The sequence below is a fragment of the Actinokineospora sp. genome, assembly GCF_050699995.1.
Lineage (GTDB): Bacteria > Actinomycetota > Actinomycetes > Mycobacteriales > Pseudonocardiaceae > Actinokineospora.
This window is the reverse complement of record NZ_JBOHGC010000027.1, coordinates 17,505-27,397: the sequence shown is the minus strand read 5'-3', so window position 1 is coordinate 27,397 and position 9,893 is coordinate 17,505. Positions and strand designations below refer to the sequence as shown.

General features: G+C 65.7%; 8 protein-coding genes. 2 read left to right on the top strand and 6 right to left on the bottom strand.

Annotated elements, in window-relative coordinates; genetic code table 11:
• From ACRDSQ_RS02020 to ACRDSQ_RS02010, 3 genes are all read right to left on the bottom strand, one after another.
• Positions 1–365, bottom strand: a 365-nt coding sequence (locus ACRDSQ_RS02020; RefSeq protein ID WP_431418235.1) for a DUF3558 family protein, incomplete at its 3' end; no start/stop codon positions are given.
• 448 nt (positions 366–813) lie between these two features.
• Positions 814–1,263, bottom strand: coding sequence for a hypothetical protein (locus ACRDSQ_RS02015; protein WP_431418233.1), 450 nt, complete (start codon positions 1,261–1,263; stop codon positions 814–816).
• Between the two features lie 91 nt (positions 1,264–1,354).
• Positions 1,355–1,567: a hypothetical protein gene (locus ACRDSQ_RS02010; protein WP_431418231.1), complete on the bottom strand. Its 213-nt coding sequence runs from the start codon at positions 1,565–1,567 to the stop codon at positions 1,355–1,357.
• A gap of 93 nt (positions 1,568–1,660) precedes the next feature.
• On the opposite strand from ACRDSQ_RS02010, the gene ACRDSQ_RS02005 reads away from it, so the two are divergent.
• Together ACRDSQ_RS02005 and ACRDSQ_RS02000 are read left to right on the top strand one after the other, a co-directional pair.
• Complete coding sequence (locus ACRDSQ_RS02005; protein WP_431418229.1) at positions 1,661–2,515, top strand: helix-turn-helix domain-containing protein; 855 nt, start codon at positions 1,661–1,663, stop codon at positions 2,513–2,515.
• A gap of 21 nt (positions 2,516–2,536) precedes the next feature.
• The gene (locus tag ACRDSQ_RS02000) at positions 2,537–2,731 is read left to right on the top strand and encodes a DUF397 domain-containing protein (protein ID WP_431418227.1); all 195 of its coding nucleotides are present in this window, start codon (positions 2,537–2,539) and stop codon (positions 2,729–2,731) included.
• A 12-nt stretch (positions 2,732–2,743) separates the two neighbouring features.
• Here ACRDSQ_RS02000 and ACRDSQ_RS01995 read toward each other — a convergent pair whose 3' ends face one another.
• The 3 genes from ACRDSQ_RS01995 to ACRDSQ_RS01985 all read right to left on the bottom strand — a co-directional run bounded on the left by ACRDSQ_RS01995 (position 2,744) and on the right by ACRDSQ_RS01985 (position 9,862).
• Positions 2,744–3,982, bottom strand: a complete 1,239-nt coding sequence (locus ACRDSQ_RS01995) for a DUF222 domain-containing protein (protein WP_431418226.1) — start codon at positions 3,980–3,982, stop codon at positions 2,744–2,746.
• Positions 3,983–4,101: 119 nt separating this feature from the next.
• Positions 4,102–6,822 carry a site-specific DNA-methyltransferase gene (locus ACRDSQ_RS01990; RefSeq protein ID WP_431418224.1) on the bottom strand — a complete coding sequence of 907 codons (2,721 nt, stop codon included), beginning with the start codon at positions 6,820–6,822 and terminating at the stop codon, positions 4,102–4,104.
• Positions 6,812–9,862 carry a BPTD_3080 family restriction endonuclease gene (locus tag ACRDSQ_RS01985; RefSeq protein ID WP_431418222.1) on the bottom strand — a complete coding sequence of 1,017 codons (3,051 nt, stop codon included), beginning with the start codon at positions 9,860–9,862 and terminating at the stop codon, positions 6,812–6,814. The genes ACRDSQ_RS01990 and ACRDSQ_RS01985 overlap by 11 nt, the downstream gene beginning before the upstream one ends.
• Positions 9,863–9,893 lie beyond the last annotated feature (31 nt).

Sequence of the window (9,893 nt, the reverse complement as noted above, 5' to 3'; positions counted from 1 at the left end):
CGGTGGGACTCGTCCCAAGCCTCGATGCCTTCGGTCGTGTTCAGCAGGATGCTGAAGCCCCCCATGCTGCTGCTGTAGAAGCACTCGGGGACGTTGAAGGTCTGGTTCTCCTTCGATTTGCCAGGCTTATCAAGCTCGAACTTTGCCCAGTCCGATTGTGGTGTCAAGCCGCACGGGTCTTTGCCGTCGAGTGTGATGTCGCGGGGCCGCTCCGACGACGGCTTGGGCGATGAGGATTTGGTCGCTGTTGTAGTGGTGTCGCCGTTCGCCGACGTCGGGGTTCCTGCCGTGGTCTCGCCGCATGCCGCGAGCAGGGATAGAGCGCAGGTCATGGCCGTGGCGGCTTTGGCAGTGCGATGGTTCACTGGCCTGCTCGCCGGAACGTGTCGTAGTTGGTGTCTTCGACGAGACCGTAGGCCCTGGCGGTCTCGTCCAAGGAGTCGATCACCCTGGTCAACTCGTCGACGTAGCCGAAGGCAGCCTCGATTGCCGAGTCCGCGTTCTGGGTGAAAGCCTCGGCCCATCCCTGCTGACGGGGTCGGCACCTGGTGGCTGAACCCTCATGCCAATCCCCTCAGCAATGAGGAACTCACGAACCTCGTCGCGGATGGTGGTGAGGTCGTTGCGGAGGGTGAGGATTCGGTCGGGTTGGACGACCATGGTGGTCATGCCTAGGCCGGAGCCGATGGCTCCGGTGGTGTCGGCGGATCCTCCGCCGCCGTCGCGCAGGTACGGCATGACTTTGTCCCCATTCCCCTCGGCTGTTCTCTCGATCGGGAGGATATCGGAGGTGGGTGACGGTTCGTGGTGGGTTCAGCGAGATGGGTGACCGGTCACTCGGTCGGCGCAGAGTCCATTCCGGGTGAGGGATTGCTGGATTTCGGCGAGGGTGTCGGTGAGGGCGAGGAGGTGTTCGCGGCGGAATAGGACGCGAGTCCCGTTGCCGCCGGGCAGGTCGAGTGACAGTTCCATTGGGCCGAGATAAGGCGGCGCGTTGGCCGGGCGGTCGGTCCAGGAGGGCTCGTGTGGCATGGTGAACGGCCGCAGGGCGAGCAGGCGTCGGCCGTGGACGGGGTGTAGGGCGGGCACCGCGCAGGCGGCGCGGCAGGCGAGGGTGTCGGCGAGCATGTCGATGGCCGCGCGGTCGAGACGCAGGGCGTAGGTGCTGGTCGCGCCCGGGTAGACGGCCAGACTGCGGCCGTTGGGCAGCAGGTCGAAGATCGTTGTGCAGAGGGCGAGCTCAGGGGTGGACGCTTTCACCATCCACCGGCACGAGAACCGTGGAACCCCGTCCGTCCACCCGAACTCTGCCGCCAGCACCACGGCCCCGCGCTGGTTCGTCGCGCTCCGGTGGTCACCCACGGTCGGCTTCGGCCTGTGTGATCGCCGCGTCGAGCGCCGCCGCGAACTCCTTGGCGCGCGTTGTGGTGAGGACGAGCAAGTCGTGGTCCGGCGTGCTCACGCCGACCTGGTCGCCCATCGCCTCCACGGAGCAGACGGCCAGTTCGTCGCACTCCCACTCGCAACGGACCAGCCACTCCCGCTGTACTCCCATGTCATTGGTCATGACGACATTAAACCCAGGAAATTTCCCCACTTGTATTGCACGATCGGGTGATTCCTCTGGTGATGGCGGGCGGCAATGCGTGAGGATCAAGGCATGAGCGAACGCGGACCGGGACCGGTGATCCTCAGAAGGCTGCTTGGCAAGGAGTTGCGAGCGCTGCGTGAGAAGGCCGATGTCGCGATGGCGGAGGCGGCCCGGTACGTCGGCGTCGGCAACCCGACCATGTCGAAGATCGAGCTGGGTAGGCAGAACATCGGCCTGGGCAACCTGCGGGCGCTGCTGCACCTGTACGGCGTCGAAGGCGAGCTACACGACGAGCTGCTGAACCGGGGCGTGCAAGCCAACCAGAAGGACTGGTGGTCCTCCTACGGCGACACCGTCCCCGACTGGTTCCGCACCTACATCGGCATGGAGTCCGACGCCGACCAGATCCTCACCTACGAATGCGAGGCCATCCCTGGCCTGTTGCAGACCGAGGACTACACGGCCGCTGTTCGCCGCGCGTTCTGGCCCGGCATTGCAGAGGAGGATGCCCAACGCTCGGCTGCAATGCGTCGAGATCGGCAGCAGCATCTCGTCGGCGAGGACGCGCCGCAGTTTCACGCCGTGATCAACGAGGCGGTACTGCACCGAGTCGTCGGGTCGTCCGAGGTGATGAGACACCAGTTGAAGCACCTGGCCAACCGCGCCAAGCTCGACCATGTCCGGGTGCAGGTGCTGCCGTTCACGGCCGGCGCCCATCCGGCCATGAACGGCGCGTTCTCGGTCCTCCAGTTCCAGGACGAGGAGCTGTCCACCGTCTATGTCGAGATCGAGCCAGGTGGCCTCTATCCAGAACGCCCGATCGACATCGCCCGGTATAGGCTGGTGTTCAGCCAGATCGCCGAGTTGGCGCTCGACGAAACGAAGTCCCAGGCGTTGATCGGCAAACTGGCCAAGCAGATGTAGGCCCTACGGAAGGGGTGCGGGATGACCACCGGACACGACTTCTCCCGCGCCCAGTGGCGCAAGTCCAGCCGCAGCACGGGGAACAACGGCAACTGCGTTGAACTGGCGGCGCTGCCGATGGTGACCGGTGTGCGCGACTCCAAGAACGCGACCGGCCCGGTGCTCGCCTTCCCGGCCGCGTCCGTCGCAGCGTTCCTGGATGCCACGCGTCGGTGACTCGGTGGCTGTTCAGGCCGCCGAGTGTCGTGGTGTTGCGGGGAGTGGTCTTCGGTACGGGTCGAGATAAGCGGGTGGGGTGAACTCGGGCAGCCCGTCGACGATCTTGACGGCCCAGTCGGAGTTGTGGATCAGGCGGTGGTGTTGCCCGCACAAGAGAACCAGGTTGTCGAGTGCGGTGGGCCCGCCGTGGGCCCACATTCGCACGTGGTGGCCGTGGCAGGAGCGGGGCCGCCGGTCACACCTGGGGAACGCGCATCCTTGGTCGCGCAGGATGAGGGCCCGGCGGAGGTGGGTGGGGATGGTGTAGCGCATCCGGCCCACATCCAGTGGTCGGGTCGCGCCGCCCATGACGTACGGGATGACCGCGCTGTCACAGGCGGCGACACGTAGTTCGGCGGCCGTGAGGGTGGCCCCGGTGTCGAGGGTGGCCCGGCCGACTCCGTCGCGGAGGGTCTCGATGGTGGCGGTGAGGTGCAGGTGCGGGCGTTCCCCGGCCTCGGTGGGCAGGTCGGGGGCGGCCTGGGCGAGGTGGCAGAGTTCGGCGAGGGCGTCACCGTGGCGTTCGGCCTGATCCCGCTGGTCGTGTTCGCGGGGTGTGGATAGGGCGGTGATCAGGGTTTCGAGGGTGGCGCCGTCGGTGGGGGTGAGTTCGAACCGCCCGTGCACCGTGCCGTCGTGGTGTCGTCGCCAGGCCAGGAAGTTCCGGGCCCGTGGTGGGTCATCGGATGGTTCGGGTCCGTCCTGGTCGAGCACGGCGAGCATCCGCTGCGCGCTGACCCGCAGTTCGGCGGGGTTGGTGGTCCGTGCCTGCTCGGCGAGGGCGGCTTCGAATCCTTCGCGGGCCGACTCGTCCACCCAGGCGGGGAGGCCACCCATGGTCGTGGCGATGATGTCGATGTGTTCCCCGTCGACCACCGCGTCGCGCATGGCGGCCCGGGTGGCGGGCAGGGCGGCGGGCCGGTGGTGCCCGGTCGGGGTGATCGTCTCGCCCAGTTGTTCGGCTCGTTCGACCCAGCGGCGGGCCTCGCGGGGGTGGACTCGGACGAGGGCGGTGAGGAGCTTGGGCAGGGATCCGTATCCGGCGAGGCGGTGGATGTCGTCGCGGTCCAACTCGCCCACCACATCGAGCACCCTCGCCATCGCCGCGCGCGCCTCGGCGACGGCGGTCACGAGCTCAGCGGTCAGCGCGGGTCCACGCGAGGCCCAGAACCTGTCCGGGTCGTTGTGATGGATCTCCAGCTCCGCCATGCCACCGAGTCTCCCGGTGACCACCGACAATCCGGGCCCGGTTTCCGGCCTCGACGACCCGTGTCACACGATGGTGTCAACATCAGCAAATACCTTGCGGTGAAAGAGATTCTGATGCCTCAGACGTCGAACACCTTCATCACTTCGTCACCATAGTCGTTGATCACTTTGACCGCGATCTTCCCGGTCTCCGGCTTGTCGAACGGCCGTGAGGTCGTGCGGTTCAGCGAAGCCCAGGCGTCGGCGTCGATGTCGGCCTTGAGCGCCTTCTTCAACCGGGCGAACGGGTCGTTGCCGCCGGTGAAGTAGCAGTGCCGCACGAAGAACGAGTCGTCGTTGTAGTTGGTGTCGATCATCCACAGCGCGATCTGGCTGGTGTCGCCGCTGCGCACCTCGTCGGTCGTCGGGTCGTAGACGTCCACGCCCCGCAGGTCGACCACGACCTGGCCGTCGTCGGTCTCACCGATCTCGATGTCGGGCTCGCCGAAGACGGTGAACAGGTTGCCCGCACCCGTCTTCTTGAGCTCCTCACCCATGAGCAGGTCGGCGTTCATCCGGACCAGCAGCACCTTGATCCGGCCGAGCCTGCGCTCCCCGGCGACGTTCGCGAAACCCGCGTCGGCGGCCTCCACGGTGACACCGTCGTCCTCGGTGACGCCGATCGCCTGCGGGTCGAACGCGAACCCGAGCACGCACAACAGGTCGATGTCCCCGGCCCGGATCGCTTCCCGCGCGGCTTCCTTGATGAAGCCCGGGCTGACGGTGCCGTACTGCGGCCCGATCGAGATCCCGACCCGCGAGGAGGTGTCGTCGCCATTGGTGCGCTGCTCGCCGACCGCCTGCACGCGGATGCCCGCGTAGGAGTCCAGAGAGGACAGTGTGATCCGCTCGCTGCGCCGCCCGTTCTGGATGCCCGCCTTCGCCAAGTTCTCCAAGATCGTCTGCTCGAAGTTCGGCGCGTCGGTGTCCAGTGCCGCGTTGGTTTCACCGACCGATTCGCGGTTGGCGTCGTCCACCGTCCCCGCGAACGCGAGAGATCGGTGCGGGGACAGGCTTTCGACCGTGAACGGCCCCGCCACGCGGACCTTCTTGTTGTCCTCGTACGGCTTGTCGCGCAGTTCCTCGAACTCGGCGTGCCGCTTGATGGCTGCGTCGATCTCCGCGCGCGACATGCCTTCCTTGATGTCGGGGTTGTTGGCGATCGACTTCAAGGTGATGTGCTGGACGCGCTCGTAGACGAAGCCGTGCCGGATGTCATTGGTGACCTCGGCGGGCGGCAGCGCCCTCCCGGTGATCTTCTGCTCCTGCGCGCGGCCGTCGACGGAGTCTGACATCAGGTAATAGGGGAACTTCGCCCCCATCAAACGCTGCCGCGCTAGGGCCAGCGCGACCCTGGACGTGTCGATCGTGATCCACCGCCGCCCCCACTGCTCCGCCACAAAGGCAGTGGTCCCAGACCCACAGGTCGGATCAAGCACCAGATCACCAGGATCGGTGCACATCAACATGCACCGCTCGATCACCTTGGTATTGGTCTGCACCACATACATCTTCGGATCGCCGAATCCGGCAACACTCGTGTCGTCCCAGAAATTGTTCAAAGGGAAAGCAGGGAAGTCGTCGATATATCGAACGTATGAGAGCGTCTTCCCTGCGACACCGAGTCGATGGGCCAGTTTGAGTCGGGCCATTCCAGCTTGATTGGTCTTCCATCGGCTCTGTGATGTGGGTCGATAGACGCCACCTTCGAGGTCCACGGCGAACCATGATGCAGCTCCCTCACCTTTTGTGCGGCCTGCACTCTGACTTGTGAGGTTGTCCAGTCGAAAGACCCGTACCTCCTCGGGTAGCAGGGAAGGGTCACTGCGCTCCGCCTGGGTCATGCGCCGCCGCCCGTCGGGGGTATCGATCTGCACATATGCGCCCGAGCCATCACCGCCGACTTCTTTCCTTCGGAACAGTTGGCGATACTTAACGCGATCGCGACTCTTGGCGTACCAGAGAACGTAGTCGACAGTTCCCGCGAGCAGGTCGCCGGTTGCGCCAGTGGTTGTTCGATACGAAATTTGTGCGGCGAAGTTCTCGGAACCGAAAACCTCGTCCAGCAGGCTGCGTACCAGATGGAGGTTAGCGTCGCCGATTTGGACGAAGACACTGCCGCTTTCGGTGAGAAGCTCCCGCGCCACCATCAGCCTGTCGCGCAGGTACGACAAGTACGAGTGGATTCCCAGTTCCCACGTGTCACGGAAGGCCTTGATCTGCTCGGCCTCGCGGGCCACGTCCTCCAGCTTGCCGTCCTTCACATCGCGCTTGCGCGCCGACGCCTGCCAGTTCGACCCGAACTTGATGCCGTACGGCGGGTCCAGGTAGATCATCTGGACCTTGCCCCGCAACAGTTCCCGCTCCGCGAGCGAGGCCATCACCTGCTGGGAGTCCCCGAGGATCATCCGGTTCGACCAGGCGGCGCCGTGCTTGTAGAAGTCCACGAGGTCAAGCTCGCCGAGGCCGTCGAAGCTGTCGAACAGGGTGAACTCCGGCTCGGCCTCATCGTCCCCGGCGGTGTTGCGCAGGTTCTCGATGATCACCCGAGGGTCGATCTTCTCCTGGATGTAGATCGGCGGCGCGTCCACCACCAGATCCGACTCGTCCTGTTGGTCCTTGCCGCGCCACACCAGCTGTGGGTCCAGTGCCTTGTCCCGCTGGAGTCGAACCTGTTGGACCGCCTCGACCTCCGGGCCCACGAACTCGTGCGCGTCGGCCGTGGGGATGTTGAGCCGCTTATCCCCGTGTTTGATCGCCTCGACCGGGGTCGGGCCTTTCGGGGTGCTCTTACGCGCCACGCTTCACCTCGTTGAAGTCCAACAGACTCGGGTCGCCGATCACCGCATCGTCGGCGTACAGGTTCGAGATCGACTCGGCCAGCAGCTCCCGCACGCCGACCATCGACCTGATCTCGACATAGCCCCATCGGCCGAAACCGCCGTGGTTGTTCACCGCCGCGCACCAACTGTGCCGCGCCGTGTCCGCCTTCACCTGAGTCGAACCTGGGCTCTTCTGCCCGCCCGACACCTCCACGATCAACGTCCGGTCGAACTCCTCATCGGGGAGCCTGCGCAACCGCAACAAGAAGTCGGGCAGGTAGGCATGCGACCGTCCCTTGTGGACGTACGGGATGGTGAAGCCGAGATGGTCGTTCTTGACGTACGCGGCCACATCCGCGTTCAGCTCGCACTCCAGGGCGAGGATCTGCTCCCAGGTGTTGCCGTCCTTGCCGTCGAGCGTGACATGGCTGACGTGGGACTTCTCCGTAGCGGTCACCGCCTTGCGGGTCAGGAACCAGACACCATCGGTCGATCCGACCGGGTCGAACCGGCGCAGCATCGGCCGCAGCCGCTCCCGCCGCGCCCCCTGCTGCACCGTGATGGCCGCGTGGATCTGTTCGGCGGCGTGCGCCTGCCACTGAGCGAAGCCCAACAGGTTGCCGGTGGTGAACCCGCCCGATGTGTCGACGCACTCGGCGAGCCACTGGCGGCAGATCTTGATCAGCGCCGGGAACAGCCACGGCCTCGGGTTCTCACGGTCGATGTTGAAATGCGCGGTGAGCAGCCTGCGGGCCAGGGCGAACGCGACTTCCTGATCCCGCACCGCGCCGAGGTCGCGATCGGTGCTCATCTCCGATTCGCCGACGATCCCGGCGGACTCCGTCCAGGTCGGCACGGCTCCCGGCTCGATCTGGAACCGGCGGACCGCGGAGGTGTCGAAGATCAGTTCTTCGTCGGGGATCTCCAACCGGTACCCGTCGAGTTTCGGGAACTCGATCCGCAGACCTTCTCGGTCCTCGACCGAACACACGGTGATCGCGGGAGCCTTGGGCGTCAGGTCCGGCGTCGGCCGATCGGACGGGATGAACGCGAACGGGATGCCGTAGACGTTCGAGTACTCCGGGTCGAACCGGCCGTCATCGTTGATCGCGTACGACCGGCGCCGTAGTCCGCGGCCCACCACCTGCTCGCACAGCAGTTGGCTGCGGAACGCCCGGATGCCCAGGATGTGGGTGACCGTGTTGGCGTCCCAGCCTTCGGTGAGCATCGCGACGCTGACGACACACCGGACGTCCTCGCCGAGCTTGCCCTTCTTGCCGACGGTGTTCATCACCTCGCGCAGCAGGTCCTCGTCGGTCAGCTTGTCGACATCCGCGCCGGGATCGCGCCGACGGTACTCGGCCTTGAATGCCGCGATCTCGCCCGCCGCGTCCTTCTTGAAGTCGGGCTTGAGGGCGTTGCCGGATTCCAGTTCGGCGGAGTCCACCAGGATCGTGCGTGGCCTGGCCAGCGGCGTGCCGTCTTCTGAGTTGTCGAACAATGCCAGCTTGCCTGGCTTGTGGATCACGGTCCCGTCGTCCCGCGTGACCGCGACGCCCGCGATCCAGTCGTAAACCAGCTTCGACACCACCGTGTTCGGACACACCACTATGAACACCGGTGGCGTCTCACCGTGCTCCCGCAGGTCCTTCTCCCAGGGCTCGAACGCGCGCTGATAACTGCGGTACAGGCTGTTCAGCGCGCCTTCCAACTCCGGCGGCGGAATCCAGCCTTCGAGGTTCGCGGTCGCCGCGGTCCGGCGCTTGGGCAGGTGCTCGCCGACGTGCGCCCACAGGTTCAGGTAGGTGACGAGTTCGCCGGCGGCGTCGTCGTCGATGGGGGTGCGCGGGATCTTCACGATCCCCGATTCGATGGCGTCCATCAGCGAGAAGTCGCTGACCGTCCACGGGAAGATGTAGCCCTCGTTGTAGCCGGACCCGCCCAGGTAGAACGGCGTGGCAGACAGGTCGTAGACAGCTTTGACGCCAACCTTCCTTGCCACCGCCTGCACGCCCTTGAACCAGACCCGCGCGTCTTCGTTGGCGTCTTTCTGTTCCTTGCTCAACCCCTCGATGGGTTTGTCCTGATAGCAGTGGTGGGCCTCGTCGTTGAACACGACGACCTCGCCCTTGCCCGCACCGAAGTCCCGCAGCACGCGAGCGGCCATCGCGTCCGGTGTCTCCCGGAAGTTGTCGACCTTCTTGCCGCCGCGCAGGAGCTTGCGGGTGGTCGACGAGACGCCCTTGATCTCCTTGGCGTCCTTGAGCAGGAACGAGTGGTAGTTCGTGACGATGATCTGCGCCTGATGCAGCGGGCCCTTGAGGTCCGGCGGGATCAAGTCACGCGCGTCGTAGTAGTTGCCCCCATCACCGGGGAACAGCACACGCAGGCGGTCACGGATTGTGATGCCCGGGGTGATCACGAGGAACCGCTTCGAGAACCGGGCGTCTTTCGGGGTCTGCACCTTGTTCAGGGTCTGCCAGGCGATGAGCATGGCCATGACCACGGTCTTGCCCGATCCGGTCGCCATCTTCAAAGCGACGCGGGGCAGCCCCGAGTTGTGCGAGGCGTTCTGGTCATCGATCTCGCGGCGCCAGTCCCGGTAGCCGTGCCTGCCCGCCACCTCGGCCAGGAAGATCGCGGTCTCGGCGGCCTCCCGCTGACAGAACAGCATCCGGTCCTCGCGACTGGGGTCCGCCCAGTGGTCGAGCAGCTTGCGGCTCGTCGGCGTGACCCCGTTGTAGCCGCGCTGTCGCCAGAGATCGACATCTCGCCGCAGATCGTTGATGAGCGAATTCCGCTCGCGCCGTTCGCCGGTGAGGTCGAAGTCGATCGATTCCTGGGTCGCGCCCTGCGGGGGTTTGCGGCCCTTCCTGGCCGACGCGATCGGGATGAACGACTCGCTGGGCCTGCGTCCGACCTTCACCTCCCCGGTCGGGCCGTGCGGACCCACCTCGAAATGCCGCGCGGGCGGCTCGTACGGCCCGTTCAGGATCGGACTGGCGATCAACTCAGACAAGCGGCCCCCTGCTGCTGCGCATTCTCGTCTC